The sequence below is a fragment of the Novosphingobium sp. genome (genome assembly GCF_031417815.1).
Classification (GTDB): domain Bacteria; phylum Pseudomonadota; class Alphaproteobacteria; order Sphingomonadales; family Sphingomonadaceae; genus Novosphingobium.
On the sequence record NZ_JANOWI010000021.1, the window covers coordinates 12,941 to 29,854 of the forward strand.

General features: G+C 65.5%; 16 protein-coding genes and 1 tRNA gene. 9 read left to right on the forward strand and 8 right to left on the reverse strand.

What is annotated here, in order from left to right; translation table 11 throughout:
• Positions 1–46 precede the first annotated feature (46 nt).
• Together RMN99_RS05185 and RMN99_RS05190 are read right to left on the reverse strand one after the other, a co-directional pair.
• A complete protein-coding gene (locus RMN99_RS05185; protein WP_309622232.1) occupies positions 47–1,279 on the reverse strand; it encodes a DUF418 domain-containing protein in 1,233 nt (410 codons plus the stop codon).
• Positions 1,280–1,290: 11 nt separating this feature from the next.
• Positions 1,291–2,289, reverse strand: coding sequence for an SPOR domain-containing protein (locus RMN99_RS05190; protein WP_309622233.1), 999 nt, complete (start codon positions 2,287–2,289; stop codon positions 1,291–1,293).
• A 251-nt stretch (positions 2,290–2,540) separates the two neighbouring features.
• Here RMN99_RS05190 and RMN99_RS05195 point away from each other — a divergent pair, with 251 nt between their 5' ends.
• The 3 genes from RMN99_RS05195 to RMN99_RS05205 are packed head-to-tail and all read left to right on the forward strand — an operon-like array spanning position 2,541 to position 5,261.
• A complete protein-coding gene (locus RMN99_RS05195; RefSeq protein WP_309622234.1) occupies positions 2,541–3,260 on the forward strand; it encodes a ParA family protein in 720 nt (239 codons plus the stop codon).
• A gap of 17 nt (positions 3,261–3,277) precedes the next feature.
• Positions 3,278–3,730 (forward strand): hypothetical protein, encoded by a 453-nt coding sequence (locus tag RMN99_RS05200; protein WP_309622235.1) that lies wholly within the window; start codon positions 3,278–3,280, stop codon positions 3,728–3,730.
• A 25-nt stretch (positions 3,731–3,755) separates the two neighbouring features.
• The gene (locus RMN99_RS05205; RefSeq protein WP_309622236.1) at positions 3,756–5,261 is read left to right on the forward strand and encodes a tetratricopeptide repeat protein; all 1,506 of its coding nucleotides are present in this window, start codon (positions 3,756–3,758) and stop codon (positions 5,259–5,261) included.
• Positions 5,262–5,323: 62 nt separating this feature from the next.
• On the opposite strand, the gene RMN99_RS05210 is transcribed toward RMN99_RS05205, so the two are convergent.
• Both RMN99_RS05210 and RMN99_RS05215 read right to left on the reverse strand, forming a co-directional pair.
• The gene (locus tag RMN99_RS05210) at positions 5,324–6,559 is read right to left on the reverse strand and encodes a dihydroorotase (RefSeq protein WP_309622237.1); all 1,236 of its coding nucleotides are present in this window, start codon (positions 6,557–6,559) and stop codon (positions 5,324–5,326) included.
• Positions 6,556–7,566, reverse strand: a complete 1,011-nt coding sequence (locus RMN99_RS05215) for an aspartate carbamoyltransferase catalytic subunit (RefSeq protein WP_309622238.1) — start codon at positions 7,564–7,566, stop codon at positions 6,556–6,558. Before RMN99_RS05215 ends, RMN99_RS05210 begins: the two co-directional genes overlap by 4 nt.
• 145 nt (positions 7,567–7,711) lie before the next feature.
• Between RMN99_RS05215 and sppA the strand changes: the two genes are divergently transcribed.
• From sppA to tig, 3 genes are all read left to right on the forward strand, one after another.
• The gene (gene sppA / locus RMN99_RS05220; RefSeq protein WP_309622239.1) at positions 7,712–9,595 is read left to right on the forward strand and encodes a signal peptide peptidase SppA; all 1,884 of its coding nucleotides are present in this window, start codon (positions 7,712–7,714) and stop codon (positions 9,593–9,595) included.
• Positions 9,596–9,743: 148 nt separating this feature from the next.
• Positions 9,744–9,828: transfer RNA gene (locus RMN99_RS05225), tRNA-Leu, on the forward strand.
• 60 nt (positions 9,829–9,888) lie between these two features.
• Positions 9,889–11,424 (forward strand): trigger factor, encoded by a 1,536-nt coding sequence (gene tig / locus RMN99_RS05230; RefSeq protein ID WP_309622240.1) that lies wholly within the window; start codon positions 9,889–9,891, stop codon positions 11,422–11,424.
• Between the two features lie 85 nt (positions 11,425–11,509).
• Here the strand turns inward: tig and RMN99_RS05235 are convergent, their stop codons facing one another.
• Together RMN99_RS05235 and RMN99_RS05240 are read right to left on the reverse strand one after the other, a co-directional pair.
• Complete coding sequence (locus RMN99_RS05235; protein ID WP_309622241.1) at positions 11,510–13,054, reverse strand: amidase; 1,545 nt, start codon at positions 13,052–13,054, stop codon at positions 11,510–11,512.
• Positions 13,055–13,092: 38 nt separating this feature from the next.
• Complete coding sequence (locus RMN99_RS05240; RefSeq protein ID WP_309622242.1) at positions 13,093–13,575, reverse strand: hypothetical protein; 483 nt, start codon at positions 13,573–13,575, stop codon at positions 13,093–13,095.
• 124 nt (positions 13,576–13,699) lie between these two features.
• Here RMN99_RS05240 and RMN99_RS05245 point away from each other — a divergent pair, with 124 nt between their 5' ends.
• The gene (locus RMN99_RS05245) at positions 13,700–14,011 is read left to right on the forward strand and encodes a hypothetical protein (protein ID WP_309622243.1); all 312 of its coding nucleotides are present in this window, start codon (positions 13,700–13,702) and stop codon (positions 14,009–14,011) included.
• 17 nt (positions 14,012–14,028) lie between these two features.
• On the opposite strand, the gene RMN99_RS05250 is transcribed toward RMN99_RS05245, so the two are convergent.
• Positions 14,029–14,382, reverse strand: a complete 354-nt coding sequence (locus RMN99_RS05250; RefSeq protein ID WP_309622244.1) for a hypothetical protein — start codon at positions 14,380–14,382, stop codon at positions 14,029–14,031.
• Between the two features lie 81 nt (positions 14,383–14,463).
• Complete coding sequence (locus tag RMN99_RS05255) at positions 14,464–14,955, reverse strand: DUF2314 domain-containing protein (RefSeq protein ID WP_309622245.1); 492 nt, start codon at positions 14,953–14,955, stop codon at positions 14,464–14,466.
• Between the two features lie 466 nt (positions 14,956–15,421).
• Here RMN99_RS05255 and RMN99_RS05260 point away from each other — a divergent pair, with 466 nt between their 5' ends.
• Both RMN99_RS05260 and RMN99_RS05265 read left to right on the forward strand, forming a co-directional pair.
• Positions 15,422–15,832, forward strand: a complete 411-nt coding sequence (locus RMN99_RS05260) for a hypothetical protein (protein ID WP_309622246.1) — start codon at positions 15,422–15,424, stop codon at positions 15,830–15,832.
• A gap of 162 nt (positions 15,833–15,994) precedes the next feature.
• A complete protein-coding gene (locus tag RMN99_RS05265) occupies positions 15,995–16,840 on the forward strand; it encodes an SDR family NAD(P)-dependent oxidoreductase (protein WP_309622247.1) in 846 nt (281 codons plus the stop codon).
• The last annotated feature ends 74 nt before the right edge of the window (positions 16,841–16,914 follow it).

Below are 16,914 nucleotides of genomic sequence, written 5' to 3' on the forward strand. Positions count from 1 at the left end.
TGCCTGATCCAGCCGCGGGCCTTAATCGCAGATTAATGGGCTATGTCTAGCGCGCGGTTGATGACCTGAGCCGCGCGTCCGTCAAGCCGCGCCACAGCCATTCGAGCGGACCCCGCCGGAACCGGCCCAGCCACCACGGACTCCACGCCAGCATCAGCGCCCAACCGAGCAGCACGAAGCCGGACAGCACGGCAGGGCCGAACCGGCCGACCAGCCCCAGCCCCCAGCCATAGAAGATTGCAGTCATCACCAGGCTGGTGCCCAGGTAATTGCTGAACGCGGTCTGCCCGGCTGCAGCAAGCCTTTGGCCCAGCGCGCGCTCCAGAAGGCGCGGGGCAAAAAGCATTAACAGCGCGGCATAGCCAAGCGCCATCGCCAGATGAGCAAACCCCAGACCATAGCCAATGAAAAAGCGCATTGCGATTTCGGGGAAGCCCGCTTGGCTGGCCCAGCGTGCAAACAGCAGCGTCGTGCTGCCGCCCAGTGCCGTCCCGCCTGCGGCCAGCACCACCAGTTGCCGCCGCGTCCAGACGCCGCTGAAAAAGCCTGATCGAAACAACGCCATGCCGATCAGCATGAAGGGTAAGGTCTCGCCGCTGACGAAGATCACCGCGATCAGTAGCATCACCAGCCGTTCGTGCAGCTTGGTGGTGACCAGATCGGGCCAGCTTTGGCCCAGGACCGCAAGTTCGGTGCGGTCTTCAGCGCGGTAGGCTGCGATGGCCCGCGCGTGATCGCTGCGCTGGGCGGTGCTGGCGCTGCCAGCGGCTACGGCGGCTTCGGCACGCAGCGATGGACGCCACTGGTCAAACCCCCAGGCTTGCCAGGCGGCAAACAGCAGCAAGGCTCCGGCCACGGCAGCGCGGACCGGCAGATGCCGCAGCGGCAGCGCCAGCGTGCCGACCACGGCATAAAGAAACAGGATGTCCCACTGCCACAGCAGCAGGAAATGAAGGAACCCGAACAGCGCCAGCCAGGCCAGTCGGCGCAGCTGCATGGTATCGCCGTTTTCACCGCGCGCTTCGGCCCGTTCGATGAACAGCAGCATGCTGGCTCCGAACAGGATCGAAAACAGCGTGCGCATCTTGCCCTCGAACAGCACCAGGGTGACCAGGTATGCCCAATGATCGGCGGCGCTCCCGGGCAGAGGCAAATTGGGCGAATAGGACGCCGACGGTGCGCCCGAATAGCTGGCGACATTAACCGCAAGAATCCCCAGCACCGCGACCCCGCGGATCAGATCAAGCGCCCGAAGCCGCTGCATTGGTGCGGCGGCCATGCTCGCGGGGCCTAGCTTGCCACCGCGACGCAGGTGTAGCCAGCCGCCTTGAGCTTGCCGCAGGCGGCCTGCGCCCCGGCCGGGCTATAACCGCCGGCCTGCAGCTTCGTAACCGCGCCCGCGCGCACGTCGATCCGCGCATGGCCCGCCACTTCGGGCCGACCTTTTACCTTGGCCCACAGCGCATTGGCATTGGCCGGCTGGCCAAACGCGCCCAGCTGGATCCGCCAGGTGCCGCCGCTGTCGGCCACCGGACGCGGCGCAGGAGAAGGTTTGGGCGGCGTTACCACCGCGCGCGGCGGCGGGGTGGGGGCCGGGGTGGCCACAGCCACAACCGGCCCGCGCATTGGCGGGGCAGTAACCGGCGTGGCGGCGGGATTGGCGGCGGGGACCTGCGTGCCCAGATCGACCGCAGCAAGCTGGCGCGCGCGGGTCGCGTCAGCCTGGGAGGCCAGCTCGCCAGCCAGCTGGACGCCTTGCTGGCGCTGCTCGATCGGGATGAATTCGTTCATTTGCGTCATCGCGCTGCCAGCCTGCGGCAAGCCCTGCTGCTGCGCCAGAGTGACCAGCGCATAAGCGCGGACCCAGTCCTTGGGCACCAACTCGCCGTTGAAATGCATGATCCCCAGCAGATACTGCGCGCGCGGATCGCCGCGATCGGCTGCGGCACGAAGATACGGTAGCGCCTTTGCGCGTTCGCCGCGCTGGAACAGCAGCAGGCCATAATTGTCGGCGGCTTGCAGATGGCCCGCCGCCGCAGCCTGGGCAAACAGGGCTTCGGCCTTGGCCAGATCCTGCTTCACGCCCTTGCCCAGCTTGTAGGCCTGGCCGAGGTTGAACACCGCATCGCTATCGCCTTTGGCCGCTTCGATTTCCCAAAATTTGACTGCGCTGGTGAAATCGCCGTGTGTCCAGGCATCCACACCTGCCTTGGTATCGGCCCATGCCGGTGCAGCAAGTATTGCCGCAAGGCCAAGTGCAAGCGCGAATTGAATTTTTTTGCGGCCCATCGAAAAATCCCTGTCCCCACAACAGCCGTGCAACCAATTGCCCGCTGCCCCGCCCGGCGCAGTTGCACCCAGCGCCGATCTGGATGGTAAACTGGCATAGTGAACGCATCGTTAGCAAAGGTTTTCTGCGCTTTGCGTCGCCCGAAACGGCATTTCAGGGGCGTGCGTGTTAACTCAAAATTAGGAACGTTCTGCGATCCCCGCCGTAAATCTGATCAGGTTTGCAGTATTTCTTATCGAGGGGACCGACATTGCGCGTTTTGGCATTGGCATCGCAGAAGGGCGGATCGGGCAAGACCACATTGTCCGGTCACCTGGCCGTGCAAGCCCAGCGAGCGGGCGCAGGCCCGGTCGTCCTTATCGATATCGACCCGCAAGGATCGCTGGCCGATTGGTGGAACGAACGCGAGGATGAATTCCCCGCTTTTGCTCAAACCACCGTCGCGCGGCTGTCCGCCGATCTTGCGGTTCTGCGCCAGCAAGGTTTCCGTCTGGCGGTGATTGATACGCCCCCGGCGATTACCATGGCGATCCAGTCGGTGATTGCGGTGTCCGAACTGATTGTCGTTCCGACCCGTCCCAGCCCGCATGATCTGCGCGCCGTGGGCGCCACGGTCGATCTGTGCGAACGCGCCGGCAAGCCGCTGATCTTCGTGGTCAATGCTGCGACGCCCAAGGCCAAGATTACATCGGAAGCCGCAGTCGCTTTGTCGCAGCACGGCACCGTTGCCCCGATCACACTGCATCACCGCACCGATTTCGCGGCCTCGATGATCGATGGCCGCACCGTGATGGAAGTTGATCCCAACGGCCGCAGCGCCGCCGAAGTGACCGCGCTGTGGAGCTACATTTCCGACCGGCTCGAAAAGAATTTCCGCCGCACCGTGTTCGCCGCACCTGCCAGCGTTTCGTCAATGTCGGGCGTCAATCGTCAGTCCGGGGGCTTCGGCCGCCGGGTCGCGGGCTCCTGAGCAGGAGCGCGGGCGCCATGGCCGAATCCAAACCGATTGCCTCGCTGAGCCCCCGCCTGCTCGCCCGCAAGGGCGGTGCGCGTCCGGCCATGCGTTCGCAAGCCAGTGCCGTGATGATCAGCCACGAAGACCTGGGCTGGAACGACATGGGCCACGATGAAGGCCCGATGGGCGAAGTCGTGCCGATCGCACCCGAAACCAGCTTTGCCGGACATCTGCCCGAAGTGGTGCGCCAGCAGCGCGCCATGGCAACCCGTCTCGATCACGAACGCCGCTCGGCTCTGGCCGATGGGCGCCGCGCCGCCTTTACGCTGCGGGTCGATGCCGAACGCCACCTGAAATTGCGGCTTGCCTGCACGATCAGGGGCCGCAGCGCGCAGCAACTGGTTACCGAAGCGCTCGACGCGCTGCTCGAAGAATTGCCCGAACTCGCCGATCTCGCCGCGCAAGTGGTGAGCAAGCGTCACTGATTTTGTCCAGGGAGGGACTTTTCCCATGAATACCAACCGCATCAACCGTTCGGTTCTGCCGCTGGGTCTTGCCGGGGCGATTGCCTTGGCGATGGTCGCCGGGATGGGCGTAAGCAACAGCGCGGTCGCCAAGTCGAGCCCTGACAAGACCGCCGCAGCCGCGCAGAAGGCGCTGGCCAAGGGCGATGTCGAAAAGGCGATTGCGCTGGCTGAAGCGGTGGTTGCCGCCAACCCGCGCGATGCTTCGTACCGCGCGCTGCTGGGTCAGGCCTATCTCAAGGCCGGGCGTTTTGACAGCGCCGCCGCCACCTTCAACGATGCGATGAAGCTCGGCGATAATTCGGCCAAGACCGCACTGTCGCTGGCGCTGGCCAATATCGGCGCCGGCCGCACCCCCGAAGCCGTGGCGATCCTCAACGATTGGCGCGATGCCATTCCCGCCGCCGACCTTGGCCTTGCCTATGCACTGGCGGGTGAAACCAGCCGCGGCGTGGCGATCCTGTCGGATGCGCTGCGTTCGGGCGATAATTCGCCCAAGCTGCGCCAGAACCTCGCCTATGCCTACGCGCTTGACGGGCGCTGGCGCGAAGCCCGGATCATGGCCGCGCAGGATGTTCCGGCAGATCAGCTTGATGCGCGGCTGAGCGGCTGGGCCAGCATGGCCAAGCCCGAAGATTCCAAACAGCGGGTTGCCTCCCTGCTTAACGTGCCGATGCGCGGTGATCCGGGTCAGCCGACGGCTCTCGCGCTCAATGCCAGCAGCGATCAACAGCAGCTTGCCGCCGAAAGCGGCGCCGTGCGTGCGCCGGTCGCAACGCCGGTCGCGCCGGTTGCATTGGGTGCCAATGGCGAATTGCCGGCTGCTTCGGCCGAAAGCTCTGCCGCATTGGCGCAGTACCAGCCGGTCAGCGCACCGGCGGTGGCCGATGCCGCTCCGGCGAGCGAAGTGCCTGAAGCATTCCGCCCTGAATACAGCGATAGCCCCGTGGTCCAGCCGCTTGATGCTACGCCCGTTACGGCACCTGCATCGCGCCAGATGAAGGCCGCGCCCAGGCCGCGTCCTGCACGCGCTACCCTCACTTCGGCCAAACCCAAGGCCGTGACTCACCGCCCGGGCCTGCGTCCGCGCCATGCGGCCGCAGCTGTGGCCGGTCGCGGTTCGTCGCACCTCGTTCAGCTTGGCTCGTTTGCCAGCGAACAGGGCGCACGCCGTGCCTGGGGATACTATGCCAAGCGCAACCCCGAACTGCGCAATTTCAAGATGGCGATCACCAAGGCGGTGGTCCGCGGCAAGACCTATTGGCGCGTTGCCGCCGCTGGTCTTGATGGCCGCGGTGCGGGCGGACTGTGCTCGGCGGTGAAGAATCGCGGCGGGGTGTGCTTCGCCTATTCGGTCAGCGCGCCGCGCGGCCGGGCTGCCAATGCCCCGGCCATGGCGCAGCGTCAGGTCAAGGCCAAACCCAAGCTGGCGATGCGCCCCGCGCCCAAACCCGCGCAGGCTCCGGCCGGCCAAGGCAATGCGCGCCGCTAAACGATTTTACCCGGCCCGATGACACGAGACCCCTTCCGGAAACGGGAGGGGTTTTCGTTTGGTCAAAGCGCGATCTCAGCGCCGCCCTTCCACAAGGCGAGGACGCGGCCTTGTACGCCTTGCTTGTCGAACGGGGTGTTGCCCGCGCTGGCGGCCATCTTGTCGCTATCCACCACCCACGGCTTGTCGGGATTGATCAGTGCGAGATCGGCTTCCTTGCCCAGCGCCAGCTTGCCTGCTTCAACCCCGAGCAGGCGGGCCGGATTGGCGGCGAGCAGTTCGAACGCGCGAGCCAGCGTAATCACCCCGTCGCGCACCAGGCCCAGCGTAAGCGCGAGCAGCGTCTCGGCACCGGCCATGCCGGGTTCGGCATCGGCAAACGGCAAGCGCTTGTCTTCGGGCCCGCGCGGATCGTGGCCCGATGCGATCACGTCGATCGTGCCGTCGGCAAGGGCAGCCAGCACAGCGTGGCGGTCAGCCTCGCTGCGCAGCGGCGGGGAAAGGCGGGTGAAGGTGCGGAAATCGCCAATTGCATTGTCGGACAGCATGAAGTGTGCCGGGGTTATCCCGGCGGTGACCTTGATCCCGCGCGCCTTGGCTGCGCGGACCAGATCGAGCCCGCACCGGGTGGTGACCTGGCGGAAGTGGATTTGCGCGCCGGACAATTCGGCCAGCGCGAGATCGCGGGCAATCGCCAGCGCTTCGGCTTCGGCCGGGGCCGCCGGCAAGCCCAGCCGCGTTGCCATTTCGCTGGCGGTCGCAACTGCCGATCCGGTCAACCCAGCATCCTCGGCGTGGGCCACGACGACCAGATCGAGCATCGCGGCGTACGACAGCAGGCGCAGCATCGTTCCCGATTCGCCAATCCAGCGCCGCCCGGTTGCGACGGCGCGCGCGCCAGCATCACGCATCAGCGCAAGTTCGGCGATTTCGCTGCCGGCCAGATCGCGCGTTGCCGCAGCCAAGGGGTGCACCCACAGGTCAGGCTTGCCCGATTGGGCGGCAAAGCGCACCGCACTCGGCTTGTCGAGCACCACGCCTTGATCGGGCATCAACGCAGCGCGCGTGATCCCGCCGAAGTGCAGCGCGCCCTTGTCGATCGCGAAAACGCCCAGATCGACCAACCCGGGGGCAAGCAATGCGCCTTTGGCATCGATCACCGTATCACCCGCCTGCGCTGCGCAGTCACCCAGCGCGGCGATCCGGCCACCGGCCGCACGCAGCGCGCCGATTGCAGGCTCGGACCCTGGCAGCATCAGCCGGGCGTTGTGGATATACAGCGGTGCGGCGGTGCTCATTGCCCGCCCTCCGAGAGGGTCCAGCCCTCCACCTTGCGCGCGCGGCGGGTCAGGACATCGAGGCAGGCCATCCGGATCGCGACACCCATTTCGACCTGGGTGGTGATCGCGCTGCGTCCGGCCAGATCGGCGACGTTGCTGTCAATCTCCACCCCGCGGTTCATCGGCCCGGGATGCATCACCAGCGCATCGGGCCTGGCCTTGGCCAGCCGGTCCATGGTGAGGCCGTAAAGATGGCGGAATTCGCGGGGGCTGGGGATGAACTGCCCGGTCATCCGTTCCTGCTGGAGGCGCAGCATCATCACTACATCCGCGCCCTCCAGGGCCGAGTCGAAATCATAGAACGGCTGGACCTTCAGTTCCTCGATCCCGGCCGGCATCAGCGCGGGCGGAGCGCAAACGCGAACTTCGGCGCCCAGCGTGGTCAGGCAATGCATGTTTGATCGCGCCACCCGGCTGTGCAGGATATCGCCGCAGATCGTCACCTTCAGCCCTGAGAAATCCCCTTTGGCATGGCGGATCGTCAACGCATCGAGCAGGCCCTGCGTCGGGTGCTCGTGCTGCCCGTCCCCGGCGTTGAGCACCGGACAATCGACCTTTTCGGCGATCAGCCGCACCGCGCCGCTTGATTGGTGGCGGATTACCATGGCATCGGCGTGCATCGCGTTCAGCGTCATCGCCGTATCGATCAGCGTTTCGCCCTTCTTCACGCTCGACCCGGCGACGAGCATGTTGACCACGTCTGCGCCCAGTCGCTTGCCGGCGATTTCGAAGCTCAGCAGCGTGCGGGTGCTGTTTTCGAAGAAGGCGTTGATGATCGTCAGCCCGGCCAGTCGCTCGTCGCGTTTCTGCGCCCCCCGGTTCATTTCGACCCATTGTTCCGCCTCATCCAGCAGGTACAGGATCTCCCACGGGGCCAGCCCCGCCAGACCCGTCAGGTCGCGGTGCGGGAAGGCGGCGCACCCGGCGGGATAGCGGCTGGCGGCTTCGGGTTTCGACGATGTCATTGAAGAAAGTGCCATAGACACCGAATGGCGTGGCGGCAAGGGCGCCCTGCTTGTCGATTGGGCCATTCGACCGGCAGCACTGGTCAAGCCCACTGGTCAACCCTATGTCCTGGCCAAGACGCGCCATTTTGGGGAACTCTACGCAATGATTTTTGCCCGCAAGGTCTGGCACCTGCTTGTCGCCATCAAGGACGGGCTGGTGCTGTTGTTCATGCTGCTGTTCTTCCTCTTGCTGTTCGGCATGCTTTCCAGCCGCCCGGCCGCGGACCGCGTGCGCGAAGGCGCGTTGCTGCTCAGTCTCAATGGATCCGTGGTTGAAGAACCGTCGAGCGAGGATCCGTTGGGCATGCTGATCGGCACCGCCGCCCCAAACAAGCAGTACCGCACCCGCGACCTTGCCCGGGCGATCCGCCTTGCTGCCAGCGATGACCGGATCAAGGCCGTGGTGCTCGATCTATCCAGATTCACCGGCGGCGGGATCGTCTCGATGCAGGAAGTGGCTGCGGCGATGGACGCAGTGCGCGCTGCCAAAAAGCCGGTGCTGGTCTATGCGGTCGCTTACCTCGATGACGGATTGATGCTGGCCGCGCATGCCAGTGAGGTGTGGCTGCACCCGATGGGCGCGGCGATGGTCATGGGGCCGGGCGGCACCACCCCCTATTATGGCGATTTGCTCAAACGGTTCGGGGTCAACGTCCACGTCTACAAGGTCGGCACGTTCAAGGATGCGGTTGAACCCTATCTGGGCAACCAGGCCTCGGCCCCGTCGCGCGAGGCGCGCAGCGCACTGTATCAGTCGGTCTGGGAAACGTGGCGGGCCGATGTTGCCAAGGCGCGGCCGGGGGCGAACTTCGATCTGGCGGCGAAGGATCCGGTCGGCTGGATCAAGGCGTCGAACGGCGATGGCGCGCAGGCCGCGCTGAAGGCCGGACTGGTCGACAAATTGGGTGACCGGGTGGCGTTTGGCGAACGCGTAAAAGCGCTGGTCGGGGCCGATCCGCTGGACGAGGCCCCCGGCACGTTTGCCGCCAACAAGCCGGCCGCGCTGCTCGGTGCCCACCCGGTTGAAAGTGGCGGCGACGCCGTCGCGGTCGTCACCGTGGCGGGCGAGATCGTCGATGGCGATGCCGGGCCGGGTACAGCGGGCGGTGACCGGATTGCCGATCTGATCGATACAGCCAACACCGACGGTGCCAAGGCGCTGGTGCTGCGGGTCGATTCGCCCGGCGGTTCGGTGCTGGCCTCCGAAACGATCCGGCTCGCACTTGAACGGTTCAAGGCGAATGGCCGCCCGGTGGTGGTCTCGATGGCCAACCTGGCGGCCAGCGGCGGCTACTGGGTGTCCACCCCGGCACAGCGGATCTTTGCCGAACCGGGCACAATTACCGGTTCGATTGGGATTTTCGCGGTGCTGCCCACGTTCGAAAAGACACTGGCGCAATACGGCGTCAACAGCGACGGCGTGCGTACCACGCCGCTTTCGGGCCAGCCCGATATCCTCGGCGGGCTCACCCCCGAAACCGATGCCGTACTGCAGGCCACGGTTGAACAGGGTTATACCCGCTTCCTCGATGTCGTCGCCAAATCGCGCGGCAAAAGCGCGGCCGAGATCGATGCAATGGCGCAGGGCCGCGTCTGGGATGGCGGCACCGCACGGCAGAAAGGGCTGGTCGACCAGTTCGGCGGGCTTGACGATGCGGCGGCCTGGGTGGCCAAGGCCGCCAAGCTTGAGACATGGCACACCGAATTCTACGGCACCGAACCCGAAACACTGGCGGGCCGCGTCACCGCGCTGCTGGGCGGCGGGGATGATGCGAAGGCGGCAACCGGCGGAGATCTGTTTGCCACGCTGGCGGCGCGCCAGCAGCTGGGTCTGGACCGGGCAGCCAGCGGGCTGGCGCGGCTGGGCCAGGTGCAGGGAATGCAGGCCTATTGCCTCGATTGCGCGGTGCTGGATTTCGCCCCGCCCGGCGATGTCCGCGAAGGCTGGTTGGCGCGGCTTTCAATGCTTGCTTTGCAGAGCCGCTGACGGGCCGGGCCGGGGCGACAAGTTTGCGCCGCACAGAAACCTCGGGGCACCCGTCTCCCCGCTTGCCCTTTGCCCAAGGGGCCACTAAGGGCCACGCCTTGATTCCGGTTTTTCGTCACTTCGGCGCGATTCCGGACTTCGTCGGGCTGCGGGCGTGGCGGAACTGGTAGACGCGCTGGTTTTAGGTACCAGTATCGCAAGATGTGGGGGTTCGAATCCCTTCGCCCGCACCAGTCCCGGTTGCACTGCCATCCGCGTTGCGCAAAAGAATTCACGAGAAGGCCTGAATTGTCATGCAGATTGTCGAGACCACCAACGAAGGTTTGAAGCGCGGTTACAGCGTCAAGATTGCGGCCAAGGATATCGCCGCGAAGATCGATGGCGAAGTGGCCAAGATTGCGCCGCAGATGAACATGCCCGGCTTCCGCCCTGGCAAGGTGCCGGCCAATCTCGTCAAGAAGATGCACGGCCCTGCGCTGCACCAGGAAGCGCTCAACACCACCGTGCGCGAAGCGATCGGCAAGGTGATTGCCGATAACAAGCTGCGTCCCGCGATGCAGCCGCAGATCGCGCTGGGCGAAGACTATACCGAAGGCAAGGACGCCGAAGTCATCGTCAGCATCGAAGTGCTGCCCACCATCCCCGCGCCCTCGATCGACGGGATCAAGCTGGAAAAGCTGGTCGTGCCGGTGTCGGATGCCGAAGTGGACGAACAGCTGGCCAAGCTGGCTGGTCAGGCCAAGAGCTTCACCGATGCCAAGAAGGGCAAAAAGGCCGAAGTCGGTGATCAGCTGATCATCGATTTCCTGGGCAAACTGGACGGCGTCGAATTCGATGGCGGCAAGGCGGAAGACGCTGCGCTCGAAATCGGTTCGGGCCGCTTCATCCCTGGCTTCGAAGAACAGCTGGTGGGTGCCAAGGCAGGCGATGAAAAGACCATCACCGTTACCTTCCCGGCCGATTATCAGGCCGCAAACCTGGCCGGCAAGGACGCCACCTTCGACATCACGGTCAAGTCGGTGAAAGTCCCCGGCGAAGCCAAGATCGACGATGATTTTGCCAAGAACCTTGGCCTCACCGATCTCGCCCAGCTGACGGGCCTGCTACGCGGCCAGCTTGAGCAGGAAACCGCCGGGCTGACCCGCACCCAGATGAAGCGCGCGCTGCTCGATCACCTGGCAGCTGGCCACGATTTCGATGTCCCGCCGAGCATGGTCGAAGCCGAATTCGACCAGATCTGGGCCCAGCTGCAGCAGGAAGCCCAGAACGAGGAAGATCCCGCTGCGGCGCTTAAGGAAATCGAGGACGAGAAGGACGAATACCAGGCAATCGCGGTCCGCCGCGTGCGGCTTGGCCTGTTGCTGTCGGAAATCGGCCAGGCCAACGGCGTGGAAGTGAGCCAGCAGGAAATGAACATGCTGCTCAACCAGGCGGCGCAGCAGTACCGCGCGGAAGATCGCCAGCGCTTCGCTGATTTCATCGGCCAGGACCCGCTGGCCGCAGCCCAGCTGCGCGCGCCGCTTTACGAGGACAAGGTGGTCGATTTTCTGTTCGACAAGGCCGAAGTCACGACCCGCGAAGTGACCCGCGAGGACCTGCAGGCCGCGATCGAAGCAGACGAGGCAGCCCCGGCTCCGGCCGCCAAGCCCGCCAAGAAGGCCCCGGCCAAGAAGGCCGCAGCGAAGGCGGACGACAAGGCTGAAGACAAGGCCGACGCCAAGCCTGCCAAGGAAGCCCCAAAGGACAAGGCCCCCAAAAAGGAAGCCGCTCCCAAGGATGAGAAGGCGGAAAAGAAGGCTCCGGCAAAGAAGGCCGCCGCCAAGAAGTAGGCCTTACCTTGCTTGCAGCATTCCAGGGCCCGGTGCGATCAGATCGCGCCGGGCCTTTGCTTTGCCGGAACGGCTGGACACCGGCCTATTCTCCCCAGCGTTTGAAGCCTGGCCTGGGCAGCGGCGCGGTGCGGGCACGTTCGTAAGCAGCGCCGACATCCAGCACCAGCTTGTCGGCCCACTTTGGCCCGATGAACGAGATTCCCACCGGTAATCCCTCAACCTGGCCCATCGGCACGGTCAGATGCGGATAGCCCGCGATTGCCGCCAGGCTGCCCGCGCCAACATCGATGAAGTGATCGCCGGTGACCAGATCGATCGGCCAGGCCGGGCCAGAGGTCGGCGCGATCAGCACTGCCACGCGGTTGTCGCGCAGCAGCTTGTCGACGCCTTCGGGGCCAGCCAGGCGCAGCGAATTGGCCCGCGCCTTTTCATAGGTCACGCGGTCGACCGGCTTGTCGGCCTTGACGAAGGTTTCCTGTCCGAACCAGCGCAGCTCAGTCAGCGCATTGTTCTTGTTAAACATAATCACTTCGGACAGCGTGCGCACGCCGGGATTGCCGGGTAGACCGCCAAGATAGAGATTGAGATCCTCACGCAGCTCGAAATAGAGCACCACGCCCTCGTCGCGGAACATCTCGCCCGGCGGGTCGTAATCGATCGGCACCAGGATCGCGCCCGCCGCCAGCAGGTCTTGCTTGGCCTGATCGAACACCCGGTTCACACCCGGGTGGTTGCCGCTTTGCCGGGTCAGCACGCCGATCCGCACACCTCGCAGGCTGGAGCTGCCGATCCCCAGCGTATAGTCGCTGCGCCGTGCATCGGCTTCGCGGGTGGCCGGGTCCCTGGCATCGCTGCCGGCCAGAACGGTCAGCAGCAGCGCGGCATCGGGCACCGTCATGGTCATCGGTCCGGGGGTGTCCTGGCTGTGGCTGATCGGCACGATTCCGGTGCGGCTGATCAGTCCGACGGTGGGCTTGAAGCCGACGATGCCGCCCACGCTGGCCGGGCAGGTGATCGAACCATCGGTTTCGGTGCCGACCGCGCCCCAGGCCATGCCCGCCGCCACCGCCGCACCGCTGCCGCTGCTTGATCCGCAGGCACTGCGGTCGGTGGCGTAGGGATTGCGGGTCTGCCCGCCCACGCCCGACCAGCCAGACGAGCTCATCGGCGAGCGGATGTTGGCCCATTCGGACAGGTTGGTCTTACCCAGGATCACCCCGCCATCGGCGCGGATCCGGGTGACCAGCGGGGCATCGCGGCCGGTGCTGTTGTTGGCCAGCGCCAGGCTGCCTGCGGTGGTCGGAAAATCGCGGGTTTCGACGTTGTCCTTGATCAGCACGGTCTTGCCCTGCAGCCGTCCGGTGTGGGCCAGCAGCGCCGCCTCATAGGCAGCATTGGGGTTATAGACGATCACTGCGTCAAGCTGCGGGCCCTTGGGATCATCGTCGAGGCTCTGGATCGCTTGGACCTGCGCCGCCGCCGCACTGCGCACCGCTGCGGTTTCGGCATCGAGCCTGGCCTTGGCTTCGGTCGCGGCCATTTCGGCCTTGCTCGGCTTGCGGGTCTTCGCCTCAGCCCCCTGGCTGAAAACAAGCGCGAGGATCAGGAACGGCAGCAACCGGCGCATCGTTGGGACTTTCTGTGAGGGTCGGTGGAACGCGGAAATCAGCCGCGCGGGTTGCTGGCAGCCTCGGGCACCTTTTCCGGCGCAGGCAACGGCGGCGGCGAACCGGCAAAGCCCGGCAGCGGGCGTTTTTCCATGAAACCGCCATGGTACATGTCCATATAGACCATGCTTTCGGCCGGCTCGGCACCATCGCAGGTGACGATGTAGAGATCGACGATATTGCCGAACGGCCCTTCGCCCACGTTGCCGCGGCGGAAAAAGGTCGGTGCCTTGCCATTGCTGCAGCGCTGGCGCGAAAGATAGGCGCGCTGGCCTTGCGGGGCAGTCACCCGCACCGGGTTCGCTTCCGAGCCCAGCGGATGCGCCTCAGCCGTGGCGATCGCGGCGTCCAGTTCCTTGCCCTGCAGCCAGCTTTCTCCCGCCATCATCCGGTCGAGCCGCTCTTCCGCCTGGGCCGGCATGGCGCTCGCCGTCAGAACCAGGGCGGCAACCAGTCCAAGGTGACCAAGTGTCGCTCGCATAACGTTTCTCTCCGCTGAACCAAGCACTGCGTTCAGCATGCCTGCACGCGGGCGGGCTGGCAATCGGGAACCGCTCTGGGGGTCAGGCCGTTGCAGCATCGAACCCCCGATCAGGAGCCCCACGATGTCCGAACGCGAAGCCACCCCGGAAGCCCACAACCAGTCGCAGGACGATGACGCCGATCAGGCCCAGACCCTGGCCGACGAAGCGCTGGGCCGCGCCACCACGTTCGATGATGAAGAGAGCGAGAAGGTCGGCTCCGGCGACGAAAGTGAAGGCAGCACCCCGGATCTGGTCGATACGATGAACCAGATGGTCAGCAGCGGCCACATCGACATGGGCGCCTTTGCCGGCGAGCGGAACGACGACGACGAAGAACAGACCTATGGCAAGGATGCCGACGCCGAGGACGATTTCCCCCACGGTGCCGAGTAACATCCCCGCCGCCTGCATCAGCGGGCGTACGTCAGCTTCACTTCGAGCACGCAGTACATCAGCTCGGCAACCGTTTGCTGGGCAACATTGCCGCCTGCCAGGTGCTTGTCGGTGGTGCTGATCAGACGCTGGATCTGATCGATCGGCATCTCGGTCGTCAAATAGCCGCGCGCCATCGCCGTATAGTAATCACGCGGGTCGCCGTTTTGCAGGGCTACCTTTTCTGCGCGCTCACGCGGGCCGGCGCAGCGGTTGTTGAGGATGCTGTCGGCCTGGCTCACGCTGATGGCGCTGCCCGCCAGCGCCGGTGCGGCGATGATTGCCGATGCCGCAAGCGCTGCGGGCAGGGCTAAGGTGCGAAAGTGCTTCACGATGGTTCTCCCGGTTGCGCGACCGGGCCTGGGTTTAGCGCCCCGCCTGCCGGCACGGTGTGACCTGCATCACATCCGCAGCTATTCGCTCCAGCCCATATCATCGCGGATTTGCGCGGCATCGGCGGGGGCAATGCGGGTCAGCAGCACACGGGTGGTAAAGTGCCCCTGCATCACGCCCTTTGCGCTGCGATAGCCCCAATCGGTGATCTGGCTGATCGGCACCCGCACGCTCTGGCCGATTTCATAGCCGTCCTGTTCGGGATAGTTCGCCAGTTGGCCAACGATCACCTTGCCGTCGATTTCCAGCTCGTTCACCCAGATGTGCTCCCACCCTTCGAGCGGAAACTTGATCGCATAGCCGCCGGTTCCCTCGGGCGGATTGGCCAGCAGCGCCAGGAAGACGGGCAGCGTGCGCCGCGCCTCGGCCCGCGCGGCGTTCATCGCGCGGTCGTCCTTGTCGATCGAAAGCGGGGCGATATCGTCGCGCTGGCGTGTGTCCTGCGGCGCGGCCGAGAGCGGTAGCGCGGTGAGAGCAAGGGCGAAGGCCAGGGCCAGATGAGCGCGTTTCATGGAAAGCGAAGCTAAGGCGCGGGCACGGCGGTGTCGAGGGGGTGCGCCTGCCCGGCTCTGCGACGGCGCGGCTATGGGAACGCTGCACGCTGCACGCGGCACCGAGCGCTGGGCAAGTTGACACAGTTGACACCGAGTCCACTTCGTGTCCCGCCCGAAAAACGCTCGATTTTCGGGGTTTTTCGGGCATTTCTGTGCCAACGCCGGCGCAGACAAAATAAAAAAACGTGCGGCCCGGCTTTTGCCCAGTGCAGGGCAGGAACGGATCAAGGCGAAGGGCAGGCACCATGCCCCGGATCGTAACGCGCGCCCGCAGGTGTAGGAAAACGGTTTGTGTGCGCCGGACAAAATCAGAACCCCTTCGCGCCGACCTTTGCATTGCGCCGCCCCGCGAACCAATTGGCAGCGGCGCGGCGCGCGCTTATGCCAATGGCCAGCGCCGCGACCGCGCCGGAGCCGCACCGCCATGCAAATCGCCCGCCGCGTGATCCCCCTGGCCTTGGCCTATTTCGCCGGGGTCTTTGCGCTGGCCTTTTGCGTCGGCGTAGGGCGGACGCTGTGGCTGGCACCGCGCGTGGGGGCTTTCGCGGCGGTCATGGCCGAGCTGCCGGTGATCCTCGCGGCAAGCTGGTGGTGGTCCCGCCGCCTCCTGAGCCGCCACCCCTTGGCCGCTCGCACCGATGCGCTGGTAATGGGCGCAGCGGCCTTCGCGCTGCTGATGGCCGCAGAAGCCGCGCTGGCGGTGCTGCTGGGCGGGAGTGTAACGGGCTGGCTGAGCGGGTTGGCGACACCCGCCGGAATGCTGGGGCTGGCGGGGCAGCTGGGCTTTGCGGTGATGCCGTGGGCGGTGTGGCGAGGTGCGGTGCGGTCGCGCTAGGCCGGGGACATGCTACCTGCGTGTTCCCATCCGACAGAACCCCCCGATTCCGGAGCCGGGGCAGGGATGGTCCCGGACGGGCGCTGGCGGAAAGCCAAGCTGGCACTGTCCGCTGCGCGCGCCTAACCTCTTAGCGGGACGCGATTCGGCAAGGAGCAGGGTATGTTGCAGCTTGAAGGCAAAGTCGCGTTTGTCACCGGGGCGGGATCCGGCATTGGCCTTGGCATAGCCCAGGCGCTCTGTGCCGCAGGGGCCAAGGTGATGCTCTGCGACATCGAGCAGGCCGCGCTCGATGCGGCGGTTGCCGCACTTGCCGCAACCAACGCCGATGTTGCCGGGGTGCGCGCCGATGTCTCGCTCAAGGCCGAACTCCAGGCCGCCGCAGAGGCCACCCTGGCACGCTTCGGCAAGGTGCACATCCTGGTCAACAATGCCGGTGTTGGCGGCGGCGGCAACTATGGCGAATGGACCGATGCCAGCTGGGACTGGACCATTGGGGTCAACTTGATGAGTGTGGTCTGGGGCGTGGAAATTTTCGGGCCGCTGATCGAGAGCCACGGCGAAGGCGGGCAGATCGTCTCGACCGCTTCGATCGCCGGGCTCAACGCCGCGGTCAACCCGGCCTACAACGTCACCAAGTACGGCGTGGTTGCCCTCTCGGAAGGCCTGCGCGTCACCCTCGCCGCGCGCGGAATCGGGGTTTCCGTGCTGTGCCCCGGCTTCATCAAGACCCAGATCATGGATTCGGTCCGCAATCTGCCAGATCGCTTTGGCGCGATCGAAGAAGTCAACGAAAGCGAAGGCGCGGCAGAGTTCGTCCAGCTCGCTCGCGATGCGATCGCCCACGGGATAGACCCGCGCTATGTTGGCGAGCTGGTCCGCGAGGGGATCGAGGGTGACTGGCCCTACATCTTCACCGACACCGAATTCGAACCCCAGATTGACGAACGCTTCGCCAATATCAAGGCCGGGTTTGACCGCATCAGGAGCCGCGTGCCGGCGCGCTAGCAGCTGCGCGGGGGGCAGGCCGCGTTACTCGGGCATGCTAACCGCGTGTCCCCGTCCGGCGGTGTGGTTTGAGG

What these genes read in the sequence shown, in the direction of transcription:
- RMN99_RS05260 (WP_309622246.1), top strand. Translation starts at nt 15,422, where the DNA reads ATGCAAATCGCCCGCCGCGTGATCCCCCTGGCCTTGGCCTATTTCGCC.
- RMN99_RS05240 (WP_309622242.1), bottom strand. Translation starts at nt 13,575, where the DNA reads ATGCGAGCGACACTTGGTCACCTTGGACTGGTTGCCGCCCTGGTTCTG.
- RMN99_RS05200 (WP_309622235.1), top strand. Translation starts at nt 3,278, where the DNA reads ATGGCCGAATCCAAACCGATTGCCTCGCTGAGCCCCCGCCTGCTCGCC.
- RMN99_RS05255 (WP_309622245.1), bottom strand. Translation starts at nt 14,955, where the DNA reads ATGAAACGCGCTCATCTGGCCCTGGCCTTCGCCCTTGCTCTCACCGCG.
- RMN99_RS05210 (WP_309622237.1), bottom strand. Translation starts at nt 6,559, where the DNA reads ATGAGCACCGCCGCACCGCTGTATATCCACAACGCCCGGCTGATGCTG.
- RMN99_RS05265 (WP_309622247.1), top strand. Translation starts at nt 15,995, where the DNA reads ATGTTGCAGCTTGAAGGCAAAGTCGCGTTTGTCACCGGGGCGGGATCC.
- RMN99_RS05235 (WP_309622241.1), bottom strand. Translation starts at nt 13,054, where the DNA reads ATGCGCCGGTTGCTGCCGTTCCTGATCCTCGCGCTTGTTTTCAGCCAG.
- sppA (WP_309622239.1), top strand. Translation starts at nt 7,712, where the DNA reads ATGATTTTTGCCCGCAAGGTCTGGCACCTGCTTGTCGCCATCAAGGAC.
- RMN99_RS05190 (WP_309622233.1), bottom strand. Translation starts at nt 2,289, where the DNA reads ATGGGCCGCAAAAAAATTCAATTCGCGCTTGCACTTGGCCTTGCGGCA.
- RMN99_RS05215 (WP_309622238.1), bottom strand. Translation starts at nt 7,566, where the DNA reads ATGACATCGTCGAAACCCGAAGCCGCCAGCCGCTATCCCGCCGGGTGC.
- RMN99_RS05205 (WP_309622236.1), top strand. Translation starts at nt 3,756, where the DNA reads ATGAATACCAACCGCATCAACCGTTCGGTTCTGCCGCTGGGTCTTGCC.
- RMN99_RS05185 (WP_309622232.1), bottom strand. Translation starts at nt 1,279, where the DNA reads ATGGCCGCCGCACCAATGCAGCGGCTTCGGGCGCTTGATCTGATCCGC.
- tig (WP_309622240.1), top strand. Translation starts at nt 9,889, where the DNA reads ATGCAGATTGTCGAGACCACCAACGAAGGTTTGAAGCGCGGTTACAGC.
- RMN99_RS05245 (WP_309622243.1), top strand. Translation starts at nt 13,700, where the DNA reads ATGTCCGAACGCGAAGCCACCCCGGAAGCCCACAACCAGTCGCAGGAC.